The organism is Cryobacterium sp. W22_MBD10_FK3 (genome assembly GCF_052113745.1).
GTDB lineage: Bacteria > Actinomycetota > Actinomycetes > Actinomycetales > Microbacteriaceae > Cryobacterium.
Genome location: NZ_JBGQOH010000026.1, coordinates 1 through 17,769, shown reverse-complemented (window position 1 = coordinate 17,769; position 17,769 = coordinate 1). Strand labels below are relative to the sequence as shown.

General features: G+C 69.4%; 15 protein-coding genes and 1 rRNA gene. 1 reads left to right on the top strand and 15 read right to left on the bottom strand.

Annotation, left to right across the window (positions count from 1 at the left end; translation table 11 throughout):
* Positions 1-27: 27 nt before the first annotated feature.
* The 15 genes from ACEN2M_RS17045 to rrf all read right to left on the bottom strand — a co-directional run bounded on the left by ACEN2M_RS17045 (position 28) and on the right by rrf (position 15,617).
* Complete coding sequence (locus tag ACEN2M_RS17045) at positions 28-846, bottom strand: pseudouridine synthase (protein WP_441649330.1); 819 nt, start codon at positions 844-846, stop codon at positions 28-30.
* Complete coding sequence (gene scpB / locus ACEN2M_RS17040; protein WP_441649329.1) at positions 843-1,496, bottom strand: SMC-Scp complex subunit ScpB; 654 nt, start codon at positions 1,494-1,496, stop codon at positions 843-845. Before scpB ends, ACEN2M_RS17045 begins: the two co-directional genes overlap by 4 nt.
* Positions 1,486-2,253, bottom strand: coding sequence for a segregation and condensation protein A (locus ACEN2M_RS17035; RefSeq protein WP_441649353.1), 768 nt, complete (start codon positions 2,251-2,253; stop codon positions 1,486-1,488). Before ACEN2M_RS17035 ends, scpB begins: the two co-directional genes overlap by 11 nt.
* Before the next feature lie 112 nt (positions 2,254-2,365).
* Complete coding sequence (locus ACEN2M_RS17030) at positions 2,366-3,253, bottom strand: ParA family protein (protein WP_441649328.1); 888 nt, start codon at positions 3,251-3,253, stop codon at positions 2,366-2,368.
* Positions 3,254-3,606: 353 nt separating this feature from the next.
* Entirely contained in the window at positions 3,607-4,842 is a 1,236-nt protein-coding gene (locus ACEN2M_RS17025) for a low temperature requirement protein A (protein WP_441649327.1), read from the bottom strand.
* Positions 4,843-5,019: 177 nt separating this feature from the next.
* Complete coding sequence (xerD, locus tag ACEN2M_RS17020) at positions 5,020-5,925, bottom strand: site-specific tyrosine recombinase XerD (protein WP_441649352.1); 906 nt, start codon at positions 5,923-5,925, stop codon at positions 5,020-5,022.
* 8 nt (positions 5,926-5,933) lie between these two features.
* Positions 5,934-6,509, bottom strand: coding sequence for an NUDIX domain-containing protein (locus ACEN2M_RS17015; RefSeq protein ID WP_441649351.1), 576 nt, complete (start codon positions 6,507-6,509; stop codon positions 5,934-5,936).
* Between the two features lie 121 nt (positions 6,510-6,630).
* A complete protein-coding gene (locus tag ACEN2M_RS17010) occupies positions 6,631-8,319 on the bottom strand; it encodes a CTP synthase (protein ID WP_441649350.1) in 1,689 nt (562 codons plus the stop codon).
* A 17-nt stretch (positions 8,320-8,336) separates the two neighbouring features.
* Entirely contained in the window at positions 8,337-10,058 is a 1,722-nt protein-coding gene (gene recN / locus ACEN2M_RS17005; protein WP_441649326.1) for a DNA repair protein RecN, read from the bottom strand.
* Positions 10,059-10,067: 9 nt separating this feature from the next.
* A complete protein-coding gene (locus ACEN2M_RS17000; protein ID WP_441649325.1) occupies positions 10,068-10,988 on the bottom strand; it encodes an NAD kinase in 921 nt (306 codons plus the stop codon).
* A 14-nt stretch (positions 10,989-11,002) separates the two neighbouring features.
* Positions 11,003-11,950: a TlyA family RNA methyltransferase gene (locus ACEN2M_RS16995; RefSeq protein ID WP_441649324.1), complete on the bottom strand. Its 948-nt coding sequence runs from the start codon at positions 11,948-11,950 to the stop codon at positions 11,003-11,005.
* Positions 11,947-12,213: a hypothetical protein gene (locus ACEN2M_RS16990; RefSeq protein WP_441649323.1), complete on the bottom strand. Its 267-nt coding sequence runs from the start codon at positions 12,211-12,213 to the stop codon at positions 11,947-11,949. Before ACEN2M_RS16990 ends, ACEN2M_RS16995 begins: the two co-directional genes overlap by 4 nt.
* Positions 12,214-12,223: 10 nt before the next feature.
* On the bottom strand, positions 12,224-13,306 hold the full coding sequence (locus ACEN2M_RS16985; RefSeq protein ID WP_441649322.1) for an HAD-IIA family hydrolase: 1,083 nt from the start codon (positions 13,304-13,306) through the stop codon (positions 12,224-12,226).
* Positions 13,242-15,398 carry a primosomal protein gene (locus ACEN2M_RS16980; protein ID WP_441649321.1) on the bottom strand — a complete coding sequence of 719 codons (2,157 nt, stop codon included), beginning with the start codon at positions 15,396-15,398 and terminating at the stop codon, positions 13,242-13,244. The genes ACEN2M_RS16985 and ACEN2M_RS16980 overlap by 65 nt, the downstream gene beginning before the upstream one ends.
* A gap of 102 nt (positions 15,399-15,500) precedes the next feature.
* Positions 15,501-15,617 (bottom strand): 5S ribosomal RNA (rrf, locus tag ACEN2M_RS16975).
* Between the two features lie 346 nt (positions 15,618-15,963).
* On the opposite strand from rrf, the gene ACEN2M_RS16970 reads away from it, so the two are divergent.
* Positions 15,964-17,676 (top strand): DUF222 domain-containing protein, encoded by a 1,713-nt coding sequence (locus ACEN2M_RS16970; RefSeq protein WP_441649320.1) that lies wholly within the window; start codon positions 15,964-15,966, stop codon positions 17,674-17,676.
* Positions 17,677-17,769 lie beyond the last annotated feature (93 nt).

Below are 17,769 nucleotides of genomic sequence, written 5' to 3'. Positions count from 1 at the left end.
GGCGGGTGAAACGGATGCTGCGGCTGCCTACTTGTCGACCTCGGCGCGCGACACCGTGAGCAGCTGACCGAGTTCCACCTTAGTGAGGTCGCGCACGGCGCCGGCACGGAGGGTGCCCAGCTGCAGCGGCCCGAACTGGCGGCGCACCAGGTCCACGACGGGGTGGCCGACGGCGTCGAGCATCCGGCGCACGATGCGGTTGCGACCGGAGTGCAGGGTGAGCTCCACCAGCGTGAAGCCGTCGCCGGGAGGGCTGGTGAGGATGCGGGCCTTGTCGGCGGCGATGGGGCCGTCGTCCAGTTCGATGCCGCTCTGCAGCTTGCCGATGGTCTGCGCCGAGACGCGGCCCTCGACCTTGGCGATGTAGGTCTTGGCCACACCGAAGGAGGGGTGCGCGAGCACGTGGGCGAGGTCACCGTCGTTGGTGAGGATCAGCAGCCCGCTGGTCTGGGCGTCGAGGCGGCCCACGTTGAACAGGCGTTCCTCGTAGCCGTCGGTGAACTGGCGGAGGTCGGGGCGGCCGCTCTCGTCTTGCATGGAGGAGACCACGCCGACGGGCTTGTTCAGCATCACGTAGCGGCGGCTGGTGTCCAGCTGCACGGCGATGTTGTCCACGGCGATCTTGTCGGTGTCGGGGTGCACGCGGCGGCCGAGCTCGGTGACGACCTTGCCGTTCACCCGCACCCGGCCGGAGCTGATCATCTCTTCGCTCACCCGGCGGGAGGCGACGCCCGCGGCGGAGAGCACTTTCTGCAGGCGGATGCCGTCGACGGCGGCCTCGGGGTTGGTGGCGAAGTCAGGGTTGGAGCTGCTGGTGTCGATGTAGCCATCGTTGTGGTCAGTCATGGTAGATCCTCGAATCCGTTCGCACCGTCGGCGAGCAACGGCGAAATTAGTGGCAACTCGTCGAGCGAGTTGATTCCCAGCTGCACAAGCAGCAGGTCGGTGGTGGCGTAATTGATCGCGCCGGTCTCGCTATCGGTGAAGGCTTCGGTGATCAATCCGCGCCCCAGAAGGGTGCGCACCACCGAGTCGACGTTAACGGCCCTGATCGAGGCTACCGCGCCGCGGCTGATTGGTTGCTTGTAGGCGATCACGGCGAGGGTCTCCAGGGCGGCCTGGGAGAGCCGGCTGGGGTTCTCGGTGAGCACGAAGTCGGCCACGACGGGGTCGTATTCCGGGCGCACGTAGATGCGCCAGCCGCCGGCCACCTCGCGCAGCTCGAAGCCGCGCCGCACGGTGCCGTGCACGCCGTCGAAGTCGGCGACGAGCCGCAGGATGGCCTCCCGTACGTCCACCAGCGGATGCGCGACCGCGGTGGCCAGGTGCACCAGGCTCTGCGGCTCATCCGCCACCATCAGAATCGCCTCGAGCCGCCGCTCAATCGTCTGGCCCTCGTGAGCAGCAGCCGAAGGCGCTCCCCCGCCGCTGGTCGAGCCTGTCGAGACCTCGTGGCTGTCCGCATCCACCGCGGTCGTCTTGGCATCAAGCGTCATAGTCGCCTCCGAGGTTCGCAAGATTGTCGTCCGACCAGCCCTCGGCGTCCCAGTGCAGACTGAGCTCCCCCAACGGTTCCAGTTGGTCGAAGGTGAGCGCGCCGTGCCGGTACAGCTCCAGCACGGCCAGAAAACGGGCGATCACGAGCCCCTTCGCGGCGCAGTCCACGATCAGCTCCCGAAACGTGAGGTTCTGATTCGCCCGCAGCATCGCCACCACGATCGCGGCCTGCTCCCGGATGCTCACCAGCGGCGCGTGCAAATGTTCCAGCCCCACGGTCGGCAGCTCCCGCGGCGTCAACGCCAGCGCGGCCAGCGCCCCGAAGTCGCCCAGCGACAGCGTCCAGACCAACTCGGGTGACGCCGCACGGTACTTCTCCTCGAGCCGCACCGAGCGCACGTGCCGCGTCGCCTCGTGCTCCAGGTGCTCGAGAAACCAGGCCGACGCGGTCTTGAACGCCCGGTACTGCAGCAGCCGGGCAAAGAGCAGGTCGCGGGCTTCGAGCAGCGCCACATCCTCGGCATCCACCAGCTCGCCCTGCGGCAGCAGGCCCACCAGCTTGAGGTCGAGCAGCGTCGCCGCCACCACCAGGAACTCGGTGGCCTGGTCGAGTTCCTCCGCGGCATCCAGCCCGCGCAGGTAGGAGATGAACTCGTCGGTGACCCGGCTCAGCGAGATCTCGGTGATGTCGAGTTCGTGCTTGCCGATCAGCGACAGCAGCAGGTCGAACGGGCCCTCGAAGTTCTGCAGGGCCACGGAGAAGCCGGGTGCCGGGCTGCCGGCATCCTCGAGCGCGCCGGTACCGGTCGTGCGGGTGCCGGCCGTGGCGGTGGTCGCCGCGGCGGTGGCCGGAGCGGCCGAAAGCCGCTTAGGCGACCGCGCCACGCTGGATCAGTTCCCGCGCCGCCTGCTTGTAGGCCTTGGCGGCGGCGTGTTCCGGCGCGAACTCGGTGATCGGAATGCCGGCGACGCTGGCGTCCGGGAACTTCACGGTACGGCCGATGACGGTGTCGAGCACCCGGTCGCCGAACGCGTCGACGACCCGCTCGAGCACCTCACGGGAGTGCAGGGTGCGCGAGTCGTACATGGTGGCCAGGATGCCGTCGAGTTCGATGGCCGGGTTGAGCCGGTCGCGCACCTTGTCGATGGTTTCGATCAGCAGGGCCACGCCGCGCAGGGCGAAGAATTCGCACTCCAGCGGGATGAGCACGCCGTGGCTGGCGGTGAGAGCGTTGACGGTGAGGATGCCCAGCGAGGGCTGGCAGTCGATGAGGATCACGTCGTAGTCGTTGGAGACCTTGCGCAGCACCCGGGCGAGGATCTGCTCGCGGGCGACCTCGTTCACGAGGTGCACCTCCGCGGCGGAGAGGTCGATGTTGGCCGGAATGATGTCCAGGCCCTCCACCGAGGTCTGCTGAATGGCCTCGTGCGGGTCTTTGGAGCCGCTCAGGAGCAGGTCGTAGATGGTGGTGACATCGTGCGTGGGCACGCCCAGGCCGGCCGACAGGGCGCCCTGCGGGTCGAAGTCGATGGCGAGCACACGGCGGCCGTAGCCGGCCAGGGCGGCGCCGAGGTTGATGGTGGTCGTCGTCTTGCCGACGCCGCCCTTCTGGTTGCACAGCGAGACGATGCGGGCCGGGCCGTGGCTCTTCAGCGGCGCGGGCTCGTCGAACACCTGCAGGGGCCGACCGGTTGCACCGGTGGGAAGTTCCTCGAGTCCGGGAAGCTGCGTCCGGCTATCCGTCTTACGCGCCACTGGGCTGTCCTCGATCCGTCATGCAGTTCACTTGGTCGATTCTACCGAGCCAGCACGCCCAGCCCGGCCAGAATCGCCGGTGTGCCGCCAGCTGCCCGGCATCCGCGCCCGGGCGCCCCGCCTCCGCCCGGCGCGCCCACCGCGCTGCCTCGCGCCCCTCGGGCCCCCAACTGTTGCCCGTGCGGACATTTGCACCCGGTGCGCCGGCACCATTTGTCCGCTTCGGCGACAGTTGCGGGCGGATGCGGCGGGGCGGGCGGGGCGGGCGGGCAGCGGCGGGCGGGCAGCGGCGGGCGCGCTGGCTGGGGAGGCGCGCTGGCTGGGGAGGCGCGCTGGCTGGGGAGGCGCCGCGGTCAGCCGGCCTTCTTGTCGTCGGTGCCGCGGCGCACCCGCACCACGGTCTCCCAGCCGGCCACGATCACGAGCACCACCGTGGTCACTGCGCCCAGCTGCAACGGGGTGAGCACAAACGCCGCCCCGAACGCCGCCAGCAGCACCGCGCTGCCCACCAGGTACGACACGAGCAGCTCCCGCGCCACCACCAGCCGGAACAGCAGCATCCCCACCACGTAGAGCAGCGGCCCGCCCACCAGCACCACGGCCGTCGACAGGGTCATCTCCGCGTGCGGATGCGAGAGCACCTCCTTGTCGGCCACCGAGGTGAGCACGATGCCGGCGATGATCACGGCGTGCACGTAGGTGTACGCGAGCCGGGCGATGCGACCGGGCTCCGAGGCGGCGGCGATCGCCTTGGCGCCGGCGCGTTCGCTGTGGTCGAAGTACAGCCACCACATGGCCACGCTCGCCGCGAAGGCCAGCAGCATGCCCAGGATGCTCTCCGCCGACGATTCCTTCGCCACGAACGCGAACCCGGTGACCAGCAGCGATTCGCCCAGGGCGATGATCACGAACAGAGCGCTGCGCTCGGCGATGTGCGGGCCGGAGAGGTTCCACTGGTCGATGCCGGAGGCGCCGAGCCCGGGCACCCGGAAGCCCACACCGGCGGAGACGTACTCGATGGCCAGGGCGATCAGCCAGATCGGCAGCCGGTACTGCAACGGCAACAACGCGCCGACGATCCAGAACACGCTGGAGAGGGCCAGCCAGGCCAGGATCCGCACGAAGGTGCGGCGCAGTTCGGCGTCGTGCCGGGCCGCGGCGAGCACCATGAAGACCGTGCGGCCCAGTTGCAGCACCGAGTAGGCCAGCGCAAAGACGATGCCACGGTCGCCGAACGACTCGTAGATCGAGACGCTCACCACGAAGCCCACCAGCGACAGTGCGAGCACCACCCCGCGCACGGGCAGCTTGGCCGGGTCGAGCCAGTTGGTCACCCAGGTCGTGTACACCCAGGCCCACCAGAGCGCGAGCACCAGCATCGCCGACTCCAGGGCGCCCTCCCAGGACTGGTTCTCGTAGAGGTAGCGGGAGAGTTGGGTGAGCGCGAAGACGAAGACCAGGTCGAAGAACAGTTCAACGTAGGTCACCCGGTCGGCGCCCTCCGAGTCCTCGGGGCGCAGCAGGTTGCGGCGGATGCCGAGGCGGCCGGCCGGCGTCGGTGCGGGCGGTGGCGGGGAGGTGCGGGTCACTCCCCCATTGTCGCCGATGCGGCCCGGTAGCCGTTCGAATTGTCCCCACCGTTGGTCGAGCGTGTCGAGACCCGGCGACCCGCTCCTAGGTCGCTCGACCAGCAACTGTTACCCGTGCGGACAAATGGTCCCGGCGCACCGGGACCATTTGTCCGGAGCGGGGACAGTTGCGCTCGGTCAGCGAGCCCGGGGGTGCGCGGTGGTGTACATGTCGCGCAGGGTGTCGATGGTGACGAGAGTGTAGATCTGGGTGGTGGCCACCGACGAATGGCCGAGCAGCTCCTGCACCACGCGCACGTCGGCGCCGCCGGAGAGCAGGTGGGTCGCGAACGAGTGCCGCAAGGTGTGCGGCGACACCTCGATGCCCAGCTCCGCGCGTTCGGCGGCGGCGCGGATGATCAACCACGCGTTCTGCCGGCTCACCCGGTACCCGCGCACCCCGAGGAACAGCGCCGGCGTGGCCTTGCCCCGGCCAGACAACAGCGGCCGGGCGCGCACCAGGTACGCATCCACCGCGGCGCGGGCGAAGCTGCCCACCGGCACGATGCGCTGTTTGTTGCCCTTGCCGGTGAGCCGCACCACATCGCCCTCGAGCATGTCGTCCACGTTGAGGTTCACCACCTCCGACACCCGCGCCCCGGTGGCGTAGAGCAGCTCGAGCAGTGCCTTGTCGCGCAGCTGCGGCAGCTCGTCGCCGTCGGTCGCGGCCAGCAGCCGGTTGATCTGCTCGATCGAGATGGCCTTGGGCAGCCGCAGGCCGAGCTTGGGCGGTTTGGTCTCGTGCGCGACATCCGTCTCCACCAGGGATTCCTCGAGCAGGAACCGGTGGAAGCCGCGCACGGTGGAGAGTATCCGGGCGATCGACGAGGCGGTCAGCGGCGACTCGGCGCGGGTGCCCAGGTGCTGCACGAACCCGCTCACCTGTGCACCGGTCACCGCGCGCAGGTCGGTGATCTCGGCATCCAGCAGCCAGCCGGCGTAAATCACCAGGTCGCGGCGGTAGGCGGCCACGGTGTTGGCGCTCAGCCCGCGTTCAATCGAGACATGCCGCAGATACGAGTGCACGGCCTCCTCGACGAACACGGAGCCGGTCACACCGTGTGGTCCCAGTTCGACGGATGCCGCGGCCACGGCAGGTCGGCCGGGCCCAGGCTGGCCCAGCCGCGGGCGCGGGAGGCGACGGCGGCCAGCACGCCCACGATCAGCGACGGGTTCTGCACCTTGCGGGCGAGGATGGCGTCGATGCAGTCGTCAAGGGGCACCCAGCGGGTGATCATGTCGGCTTCTTCGTCGGTGCGCTCGAACGCCTCGGGGGCCGGCGAGAGCCCGCGGGCCAGGTAGATGCGGATGACCTCGTTGCTGCCACCCGGGGAGGTGTAGAACTCGGTGAGCACATTCCACTCGGCCGCGACGACGTCGGTCTCCTCGGCCAGCTCGCGCTGAGCGCCGATGTAGGCGTGCTCACCGTCGACGTCGAGCAGGCCGGCGGGCAGTTCCCACTCGCGCATGCGCACGGGGTGCCGGTACTGCTGGATGAGCAGCACCCGGTCTTGCTCGTCGATCGCGAGAACCGCAACGGCGCCGGGGTGGTCCACGTAGTCGCGGATGATCTCGGTACCGTTGTAGTCGAACGAGTCCTGGCGCACGTCCCACACGTACCCCTCCATGCGCAGCGCGCTGGAGTTCAACGAGGTGACCGCCGGCTCATCCTCGATCGGCGCCAGCAGCGCATCCGCGTCGGCGCGGGCGCTCAACGGATTCACCGGCACCTGGTCGGCGAGAACGGGCTCAGACATCTTCCTTGACCTCGAACAGACGGCTGGCCTGCTGGCGATCCAGGGCCGCGCCGATCAGGCCGCGGAACAGCGGGTGCGCGTTGCTCGGGCGTGAGCGCAGTTCGGGGTGGGCCTGGGTGCCCACGTAGAACGGGTGCTCGGCGCGGGGCAGCTCCACGTACTCCACCAGGTGGCCGTCGGGCGAGGTGCCGGAGAACCACAGGCCGGCGTCGGCGATCTGGGCGCGGTAGCTGTTGTTCACCTCGTAGCGGTGGCGGTGACGCTCGGAGGCGACCGGGGCCCCGTAGAGCTCCTCCACGATGGAGCCTTCGGCGAGGTCCGCCGGGTACAGGCCGAGGCGCATGGTGCCGCCCAGGTCGCCGCCGGCGATGATCTCCACCTGCTCTTCCATGGTCGCGATCACGGGGAACTCGGTCTCCGGGTCGAACTCGCTCGACGACGCGCCCGCAAGGCCCGCCTTGTTGCGGGCGTACTCGATGACCATGCACTGCAGGCCGAGGCACAGGCCCAGCACGGGAATCGCGTTCTCGCGGGCGAACTTGAGCGCGCCGAGCTTGCCCTCGATGCCGCGCACGCCGAAGCCGCCGGGAACGCAGATGCCGTCGAGCTCGCCGAGCATCGCTGCGGCACCCTCCGGGGTCTCGCAGGTGTCGGAGGCGATCCACTCGATCTTGACCTTGGTCTGCTGGGCGAAACCGCCGGCGCGCAGCGCTTCGGTCACCGAGAGGTAGGCGTCGGGCAGGTCGATGTACTTGCCGACCAGGCCGATGGTGACCTCGTGCTTGGGCTCGCGCACGGCGTCGAGCACTCGCTTCCAGGCGGTCCAGTCCACGTCTTGCACGGCCAGGCCGAGGGCGTCGGTGATGTACTTGTCGAGGCCCTGGTCGTGCAGCACGGCGGGGATCTCGTAGATGCTGGGCACGTCTTTGCAGTTCACGACGGCGTCTTCGTCTACGTCGCACATGAGCGCGATCTTGCGCTTGTTCGACTCGGAGACGGGCCGGTCGCTACGCAGCACGAGCGCATCCGGCTGGATGCCGAGGGAGCGGAGCGCTGCGACGGAGTGCTGGGTGGGCTTGGTCTTCTGCTCACCGGATGCGTTCATGAACGGCACCAGCGACACGTGCACGAAGAAGACGTTCTTGCGGCCGAGTTCGTGGCGCACCTGGCGGGCGGCTTCGATGAACGGCTGCGACTCGATGTCGCCGACGGTGCCGCCGACCTCGGTGATGATCACGTCGGGGCGCGGCTCGTCGCTGGCCTGCAGGCGCATGCGGCGCTTGATCTCGTCGGTGATGTGCGGGATGACCTGCACAGTGTCGCCGAGGTACTCGCCGCGGCGTTCGCGGGCGATGACCTGCGAGTAGACCTGACCGGTGGTGACGTTCGCCGCCTGGGTGAGGTTGATGTCGAGGAAGCGCTCGTAGTGACCGATGTCGAGGTCGGTCTCGGAGCCGTCGTCGGTGACGAAGACTTCGCCGTGCTGGAACGGGTTCATCGTGCCAGGGTCGACGTTGAGGTAGGGGTCCAGCTTCTGCATCACGACGCGCAGGCCGCGTGCTGTCAGGAGGTTGCCGAGGCTTGCCGCCGTCAGGCCTTTACCCAATGAAGAAACGACACCACCGGTCACAAAAATGTGCTTGGTAATGCCGTCATTGTTGTCCGCGTTTGTAATGTTCACCACGGGCTTCGATCCTATCACCTAGCTGGGGCCTCTCCGTTGGAGCTGGTTGTCTGGGCAAGTTCGATGAGCTCGCGAGCGTGCTCGAGGCCGCTGGCGGAGTCGGGCAGGCCGGAGAGCAGCCGGGCCATCTCGGCGGCCCTGTCGTCGCCGGTGAGCTGGCGCACGCTGCTGGCCGTGACGGAGCCGTCGCTGCCCTTCACCACGCTGAGGTGGTTGCCGGCGAAGGCCGCCACCTGGGCCAGGTGGGTGACCACGATCACCTGCGCCGTTTCGGCGAGCCGGGCGAGTCGCCGGCCGATCTCGATCGCGGCCGCACCACCCACGCCGGCGTCGACCTCGTCGAAGACGAAGGTGGGCACGGGATCGGTGGCGTTGATGACCACCTCGATGGCGAGCATCACCCGCGACAACTCGCCGCCGGAGGCGCCGCGTGCCAGGGCCCTTGGCTCGGCACCCGCGTGCGGTTGCAGCATGATCCGCACGAGGTCGAGGCCGGTCACCGAGACCTCCTCGAGCCGTTCGAGCTCCACCACGAGGCGGGCATCGGGCATGGCCAGCGCGGCCAGTTCGGTGGTGACGGCGGCGCCGAGCGCTGCGGCCGCAATGGTGCGGATGCCGCTGAGCGACTCGGCGAGCCGCTGCACGAGGTCGCGGTCGGCGACGGTGTCGGCGCGCAGGGCGTCGATCCGGTCGGAGTCGCTGTCGAGCTCGAGCAGCCGGCTGCTGCCGGTGTCGAGAAAGTCGATGGCCTCGTCGAGGCCGCCGACGAATTTGCGCGACAGCGCGCTCAGCTCGGCGCGCCGCTCCTGAACGACCTCGAGCTCCCTGGCGCCGTCAGCGTCGAGGCCGGCGAGGTAGCTGGACAGTTGAGCGGCGATGTCGGCGACGACGAAACCGGCGTTGGCCAGGGCCTCGGCCAGCGGCGGCAGCACCGGGTCGTGCTCAGCGGCGCGTTCCAGCTGGCGGCGGGCGGCATCCAGCAGGGCCACGACATCGGGGGTGTCGTCGGTGGCTTCCTCGGCCGACAGCAGCTCCCGCGACTGCGCGGCGGCGAGCCGGAGTTCTTCGAGGTTGCCGAGCCGTTCGGCGCGGCCGGTGAGTTCGTCGTCCTCGCCGCGTTGCGGGGCGGCGAGTTCGATCTCGGCGATGCGCAGGCGCAGGTCTTCGGCCTCCCGGGCCCGACGGTCCTGCTCGGCGATGAGCAGGTCGAGTTCGGCCTGGTTGGCGTGCCAGCGGTGGTACACGTGTTGGAAGGCGGTGAGGGCCTCGGTGAGGTCGGGGCCGGCGAAGCGGTCCAGGGCCCCGCGCTGGGCGGCGGTGGAGCGCAGGCGCACCTGGTCGGACTGGCCGTGCACGACGACGAGGTCGCCGCCGAGGTCACCAAGCACCCCGGCGGGGGCACTGCGGCCGCCGACGACGGCGCGGCTGCGGCCCTCGGCCGAGACGGAGCGGCTGAGCAGCAGTTCGGGGCCGTCCAGGTCTCCCCCGGCGTCGCGCACCCGCTGGGCCACGGGCCCGTCGGCGGCGATCAGCCAGCGGCCCTCCACCCAGCTCTGTGGCGCTCCGGCCCGCACGGTGCCGGGGTCCGCTCGTTCGCCCAGCAGCAGGCCCAGTGCGGTGACGACCATGGTCTTGCCCGCGCCGGTCTCACCGGTGATCGCGGTGAAGCCGGGGCCGAGCGGGAGGGTGGCCTCCTTGATCACGCCGAGGTCGCGGATGACGAGTTCTTCGATCATGCGGCCACCTCACTCACGTCCGACCGGGCCCCGCCAGCCCGAGATGGGCAGGTTGAACTTGTTCACCAGCCGGTCGGTGAACGGGCCGCTGTGCAGCCGGGCCAGGCGCACCGGAACCGGCGAGCGGCGCACGATCACGCGGGCGCCCGGCGGCAGGTCGTAGACCCGGCGGCCGTCGGCGCAGAGCACCGCCGAACTGTCGGTGCGGGCGAGGATCTCGACGGCAAGCGAGGAATCCGGCCCCACCACGAGGGGCCGGGCGAACAGGGCGTGGGCGCTCAGCGGCACGAGCAGCAGGGCATCCAGGCTCGGCCAGACGATGGGGCCGCCGGCGGAGAACGAGTATGCGGTGGACCCGGTGGGGGTGGACAGCACCACGCCGTCGCAGCCGAAGGCGGAGAGCGGGCGGCCGTCGACCTCGATGATGACCTCGATCATGCGCTGCCGGCTGGCCTTTTCGACCGTGGCCTCGTTGAGCGCCCAGGTTTCGTAGACCACCTCGTGGTCCACCTTCACCCGCACCGAGAGCGTCATGCGCTCCTCCACGAGGTAGTCGCGCAGCAGGGCGCGGCGCACGGCCTCGCCGAGGTCGTCGCGTTCGCTTTCGGCCAGGAAGCCGACGTGGCCCAGATTGATGCCCAGCAGCGGGGCGGAGCAGCCGCGCACGATCTCGGCGGCGCGCAGAATGGTGCCGTCGCCACCGAGCACGATGACCAGCTCGAGGTCGGTGGCGTGCACGGTCTCGCCGAGCACGGCGGTGCTGCCGTTCAGCTGTGGGCAGGAGGCCAGCAGGTCGGCGCGTTCGTCGGCGGCGAGCACCGGAACGGCGCCGGCGGCGATGAGTTGCTCGCACACCGTGGCCGCGGCCTCCAGGGAATCCTGGCGGCCGGTGTGGGCGACGACGAGGATGTGCCTGGGTGTTGCGGTCATGCTCGTCACGCTCGTCACGCTCCCACCAGGATGGTTATCCGATCGATCCATTCTGTCGGATTGGTGCCGGTTCCACGTCGCAGCCACACGAGATATTCGTGGTTGCCCGCGGCGCCGGCGATCGGCGAGGCGATCAGGCCGTTCACGCCCAGGCCCAGGTCCCACGCCGACCAGAGCACGCCGGACACGGCGTCGGCGCGGAGGCCGGCGTTGTGCACGACACCCTCCCGAATTCCGCCGCGACCCACCTCGAACTGCGGCTTGATCAGCAGCACGAAGTCGGCGCCCTCGGCGGCGGTGGCGACGAGCGCCGGCAGCACCGTGGTGAGGGAGATGAACGAGAGGTCGCCCACCACGAGGTCGGGCCGGTCGGTGACGCCGGAGGCGCCCGCGATGGTCTCGGCGGTGGCGTAGCGCAGGTTGAAGCCCTCCACGAGCACCACCCGCGGGTCGGCCTTGATCGTCGGCGACAGCTGGCCGTGGCCCACGTCGACGGCGATGATGCGGCCCACGCCGCGTTCGAGCAGCACCTGGCTGAAGCCGCCGGTGGACGCGCCGGCATCCATCGCGGTGCGCCCGGTGATGGGCAGGTCGAAGGCGTCGAGAGCGGCTACGAGCTTGTGCGCGCCGCGGCTCACGTAGTGGTCGGTGGGTGCCACGGCGATGACCTGGTTGGGCCGAACCTTGGCGGATGCCTTGACCACTGCGGTGCCGTCCACGGTGACCAGGCCCTCGGCGATGAGCCGGGCGGCCACGGTGCGCGAGCGCACCAGGCCGCGGTCGAACAGGGCGGAGTCCAGGCGCTGCTCCCCCGTCGGTGAGAGCACGGGTTCAGCGACTGGTGCCGGCGGCGTGCTGATCGGCACGCTGGTGGGCTGTGGCGCCGCACGTTGGGGCTGGGGTGCGTCCTCGGGCTGGTTCCCCTGCTCGGGGTCGGGCTGTGCCGTGCTCGTGGTACTCATTCGGCCTTCGATCGGGGCACGTCGCCACCTTCGAGGTGGTCGCGCAGACTGTCGTGCAGCTTCACATACGCCGCCGCCCGGTCTTCGAGCGGCAACGCCTCGACGGCCGCGAGGCGGGCGTCCAGGTCACCGTCGAGCACGGGCGGTGCTGGCGTGTCTTCGGTGGGAGCGGGCGCAGGGGCAGACGGCGTCGGGCGCGGCCCCGGGCGACCCGGGATCGGCCCACCGGGCGGCCCGGCCGCCTCTACTCCGTCTGCACTCACGCCTCCTAGGCTACCGTCCGAGATACAGACTCTCCGGAACGTTGAGGCCGTAGATCGGTCGTCCGGATGCCCAGATCACCGCGCAGGCGGCGCGCAACAGGTTGATTCCGTCGTCACCGACGGCCACGATCTCAACGTCGGCACCGTGGATGCGCACGCTCGCGCCCTCCACTGTGGCCTGGGACTTGTCCTTGGAGAACACCGTCACCGGGTAGGGCTCGTGCAGCTGGCGCAGGTCTTCCAGGATGAACGTGGGACGTTCCGCCGGGCCGGCCGCCAGGGCCTGCTTGGCCTTGTCGATGCCGGTGAGCACGAGCACCGACGGCATGCCGGCGCGGTTGGCGCCGAGGATGTCGGTATCGAGCCGGTCGCCGATGAACAGCGGCGCCTTGGCGTCGAAACGCTTGAGCGCCTCGAAGAAGATCGGCGTCTCCGGCTTGCCTGCCACCAGGGGCAGACGGCCGACGGCGGTGTGCACCGCTGACACCAGGGTGCCGTTGCCCGGCGCGATGCCGCGGGCCTGCGGAATCGTCCAGTCGGTATTCGTGGCGATCCACGGGATGCCCGCGTAGTCGCCGTCGGGGGTGACGCCGGCGTTCAGCGCGAAGCAGGCCTCGGCCAGTTGGGTCCAACCCACGTCGGGCGCGAAACCCTGCACCACGGCGGCGGGGTTGTCGTCGGCGGACCGGGTGACCTCGAAGCCGTGCTTCTGCAGTTCGTCGACGAGACCGTCGCCGCCCACCACCATGATCCGCGACCCGGCCGGCACCTGGTCCACGAGCAGCCGCATGGCTGCCTGGGGCGAGGTGACGACGTCGGACGGCGCCACGGTGAGGCCGAGGTCGGTCAGGTGGCCGGCCACGGACGCATCCGTGCGGGAGGCGTTGTTGGTGATGTAGCCCACGCGGATGCTCTCGGCGGCCTTGTTGAGGCCGTCGATCGCGTACGGGATGGCGTGCGGGCCGGCGTACACGACGCCGTCGAGGTCAGCTAGGACCACGTCGATGCCGGCCAGCGGTGTGGCCGGCTCAGTCAACGGGCGTCGTTTCAGGATCTTCGTCCACGCCCTCGGCGTTGTCGGTGGATTCGTCATCGGCTGAAGCGGCGTCCTCGGTCTCGGTGATGGTGATGGTGTCGTCGGCGGTCTCGAGCTCGTCGGGCGCGTCGGCGTCGTCTTCGCCGGTGTTGACCTCGTCGGTCTCGTCGTCGGTGTCGTCGTCGTCTTCATCGAATTCTTCGTCGTCGAGTTCGACGATCTCGATGGTCTCGTCAACATCGCCGTTCAGGGCAGCGTCGGCGCGGGAGGCGCGTTCGTTCCACACGTCGGCCTCGTCGGTGCGGCCGAGTTCTTCGAGAACCTCGGCATAGGCGGCGAAGAGCTCGGAGCTGTAGGAGAAGGCGGTCTTCGGGTCGAGCTGGGCGATCTCGAGCTCGCTCAGCGCGGCCTCGGTCTCCCCCAGGTCGAGACGAGCACCGGACATCGCGATGGCCAGGGCCACCTGCACGCCAGCGGGCAGGGTGGAGCGGTCAACCGAACGACCCAGCTCGAGGGCGCGGTCAGGGCGGCCGACACCACGTTCGCTGTCCACCATCAGCGGCAGCTGGGCGTTGGAGCCCGAGATACGGCGGTAGGTGCGGAGCTCCCGCAGCGCCAGGGCGAAGTCGCCGGTGGCGTAGGCGGTGATGGCCAGGCTCTCGCGCACCACGGCGATGCGGCCGGCGCGACGCGCGGCGCTCATCACGTGGCGGTGGGCCAGTTCCGGGTCCTCGTCGATGACGCGGGCGGCCATGGCCAGGTGCCGGCCAACGGCTTCGGCGTTGTCCTTGGTGAGGGTCTTCAGCTCGTTGCGGGCGATCCGGTCGAGGTCTTCCGACGTGATGTCGTCGGGCAGCTCGGGGTCGTCGTGACGCGGGCGCACCGAACGCAGCTCGCGCTGCATGCGCTGCTCTTCGGTCATCTCCTCTTCGACGACGCGGGCATCACGGTCATTGCGGGCGGGGGCACCGTCGCGGGTCCACAGCTTCTTGCCTGCGTCACGCGGGGCTCCGGCGCGGGTCGGCGAGCCGCCGCGGGCGCTGTCCTTCAGCCACGGCTTGTTCTCGGTGTCGCGCTGCGGGCGGTCGCTGTTGCCCTTGTAGGCGGGACGGTCCGAGTTGTAGGCCGGACGGTCGCTGTTGCCCTTGTACGCGGGACGGTCGCCATCGCGCTGCGGACGATCGGAGTTGCCCTGGTATGCCGGGCGGTCGCTATTGCCCTTGTACGCGGGGCGGTCGCCATCGCGCTGGGGACGGTCGCTGTTGCCCTTGTACGCGGGACGGTCGCCATCGCGCTGCGGACGGTCGCTGTTGCCCTTGTACGCGGGACGGTCGGAGTTGCCACGGTAGGGGGGACGCTCACCGTCGCGCTGCGGACGGTCACTGTTGCCCTTGTAGGCCGGGCGGTCCGAGTTGTACGCGGGGCGGTCGGAGTTGCCGCGGTAGGGAGGACGCTCGCCATCGCGCTGCGGGCGGTCAGAGTTGCCCTTGTACGCAGGGCGATCGGAGTTGTAGGCCGGACGATCGGAATTGCCACGGTACGGAGGACGCTCACCATCGCGCTGCGGGCGATCGGAGTTGCCCTGGTACCCCGGACGGTCGCTATTGCCACGGTACGGCGCACGTTCCCCGCCCTGCGGACGGTCGGAGTTGCCACGGTACGGCGCACGCTCCCCGCCCTGCGGACGGTCGGAGTTGCCACGGTACGGAGGGCGGTCGCCGTCACGCTGCGGACGGTCGGAGTTGCCACGGTACGGAGGGCGGTCGCCGTCACGCTGCGGACGGTCGGAGTTACCCCGGTAGGGAGGACGGTCGCCATCGCGTGCCGGACGGTCGGAGTTGTACGCCGGACGGTCGCTGTTGCCACGGTACGGCGCACGCTCCCCGCCCTGCGGACGGTCAGAGTTGCCACGGTAGGCGGGGCGGTCGCCGTCACGCTGCGGACGGTCGCTGTTGCCGCGGTACGGAGGACGCTCGCCATCGCGCTGCGGGCGATCGTTGCCGGCGCCTGCATTACCGCGGTACGGCGGACGTGCGCCGTCTTGGCGCGGCCGGTCGGATCCGCCTCGACCCCCCTGGTAGCCGCCGCTTCGCTGGTCGCCGCGACCATTATCGCGTGCGTCGTTCCCGTTGCGTTCGGTGGGGGTCACTGTTTATCTCCTGTGTGTGGGGCTTTCGTACGGGACTACATCTCCAGCGTACGTTAACGCAAAATGACCACCCCGAATGGGTGGCCATTTTGACTAAGTTAAGTCCGGCGGTGTCCTACTCTCCCACAGGGTCCCCCCTGCAGTACCATCGGCGCAAAGAGTCTTAGCTTCCGGGTTCGGAATGTGACCGGGCGTTTCCCTCTTGCTATAGCCGCCGAAACATCGTGCGATGCGCAGACACTTTCATGCCCGCCATCAAGTCGTTTCGAACCATCAAGCTTCGATTGCTTCAGTCTACAGGACAAAACGTGGGTTGGGTCCGAGGTCGCGGCCGCCGAGGTGGTGCCAGGCCCGTGCCCTCTGCCCTCGGCACCGCGGACTACCTCGGGCTCGACGTGGCCAACGTTCATCGCAATCGCGAATATGCCCGCCACGAGCTCGAACCTGGCCGGCGCCCAGCCGCGGAACAAGCCGCGCGTTGCGCATAACTCCTGCGAGATCTGAGAGTTATCCACAAGCTGACATTCGCTCACACAAACGTTCGACATCGGGCTATATTCGTGGCATGACGAACCAGCCGGATATCGCAGACACGTTCACCCTCGGGGACAACCCGGCCGGTGCCGTGCGTGCTGCTGCGGGCGGCGCTGCGGACGGCGTGGGTCGAGCCGATGCGCTGCTGGGGGCCGCCGACGCGGTCGCCCGGCTCGGCACCACCAGTGCCGCGTATGACGCGCTCTCGGATGCTGAGGCGCTGGCCGGGCAGAAGACCATCGCCCGGGCGCAGCACGAGCTTGATACCCGGAAAGCGTGGATGGCGAAGACTCTCGCCCACCGTTCCCGGTGGGAGCTTGGCCAGGAGGGCTTGGCGAAGAAACAGGGCTTCCTCTCCCCCGAAGACCTCATCCAGGATTTGACCGGGACCACCCGGGTGGAATCGCGCAAGCTCGTCGGGGTCGGTCAGATGCTCGGCGAAGCCGAAGAATCCGCCGCCACCGCTCAAGCCGCTGCTGACGCTGCCCCCGAAGCCGAGGCCGCCCGCCGACTCCTCGACCAGCAGTCTTACCCGAACGGTGCGCCCGAGCCGGTCGCTCCCCCACTCCCACCCGTGCCGGCGCCCTGGCACGCGCCGATCTCGCACGCCGTGTCCAACGGCACCCTGTCCATCGATGCCGCCCACGCCCTCCGCACCGGCCTGGGCGATATCGACGCTGTGGTCACTGGTCCCGTGCTCGCCGACGCCCTGGCCGGCCTGCTCAATGAAGCCCGCACGCTCAACGCCGACCGGCTGCTCAAACGAGCCCGGCAAACGCGCGACTCCCTCGATGCCGACGGCATTCGCAAGCGCGAACAGAAGGCGTGGGATGACCGCTACCTGCGGATCTGGACCCTGGATACCGGGCAGGTGCGGGTGGACGGTCTGTTTCCGCCGGAACAGGGTGAGTTCATCAAGTCCACCTTCGACAGCTTCACCAGCCCCCGTCGTGGCGGCGTGCGCTTCGTCGACACAAGGCGCGCCGCGTGGGCCCGCCGGGTGCAGAACGACCCGCGCACGACCACTCAAATCACCTGCGACGGCTTTTTCGATCTGCTCAAGGCCGGCACCACGATCAATCCCAATGAGATGCTCGGCGGCCGCCGCCCGGCGGTGCAGATCATCACTACCGCCAACCCCACCCAACGGCCGGCCGGACCCGCCGCCCCGGCCGGTTCCACTCGTCCCATTACCGACGCAAACACCGGACTTGGTGAGGCGACCGCGCCTCCCCGCTCCGAGGTGACTGCACTCGACCGGCCGCTGCAGTTTCTTCGGGTCGCTGAGGAGATTGTGATCTGCGGGCCTGGGCAAGGCGGCCACGGTTACCTCGAGGGCAACAGTGCGCCGGTGTCGGCCGAGACGATCGAGCGGTTGATCTGTGATTCCGGGTCGGTGGATCTCAGGTTGGATGATCTGGGCCGGCCGCTGAACATGGGAAGGGAGGACCGGGTGTTCAGCCGGGCTCAACGCCGGGCATTGGCGGCCCGGGACGGTGGGTGCATGTGGCCGGGCTGTGACCGGCCGCCCGCGTTCACCGAGGTGCACCACATCAACCATTGGTCGCGGGATGACGGCCGCACCGATATCAACCAGGGGATTCTGCTGTGCTCCGCGCACCACCTGCTGCTGCACAACCAACGCTGGCAGGTCTTTGAGAACGCCGGTGTGTATTGGCTGCGGCCGCCGATCACGATCGACCCCGGGCAGGTACTCGTGGAGATGCCGGGCCGCATGGGTTGACCCGTCGAGGGCACCGGGGGGTTAAACGCAGAAAAGCCACCCCGTGGGGTGGCTTTTCTGGTGTTGCTAAGTTAAGTCCGGCGGTGTCCTACT

Excerpts from the sequence above, each read along its gene's own strand:
- recN (WP_441649326.1), bottom strand. The coding sequence starts at position 10,058 with ATGATCGAAGAACTCGTCATCCGCGACCTCGGCGTGATCAAGGAGGCC.
- ACEN2M_RS16985 (WP_441649322.1), bottom strand. The coding sequence starts at position 13,306 with ATGACGAATCCACCGACAACGCCGAGGGCGTGGACGAAGATCCTGAAA.
- ACEN2M_RS16970 (WP_441649320.1), top strand. The coding sequence starts at position 15,964 with ATGACGAACCAGCCGGATATCGCAGACACGTTCACCCTCGGGGACAAC.
- ACEN2M_RS17000 (WP_441649325.1), bottom strand. The coding sequence starts at position 10,988 with ATGACCGCAACACCCAGGCACATCCTCGTCGTCGCCCACACCGGCCGC.
- scpB (WP_441649329.1), bottom strand. The coding sequence starts at position 1,496 with ATGACGCTTGATGCCAAGACGACCGCGGTGGATGCGGACAGCCACGAG.
- ACEN2M_RS17015 (WP_441649351.1), bottom strand. The coding sequence starts at position 6,509 with ATGGAGGGGTACGTGTGGGACGTGCGCCAGGACTCGTTCGACTACAAC.
- ACEN2M_RS16995 (WP_441649324.1), bottom strand. The coding sequence starts at position 11,950 with ATGAGTACCACGAGCACGGCACAGCCCGACCCCGAGCAGGGGAACCAG.
- ACEN2M_RS17045 (WP_441649330.1), bottom strand. The coding sequence starts at position 846 with ATGACTGACCACAACGATGGCTACATCGACACCAGCAGCTCCAACCCT.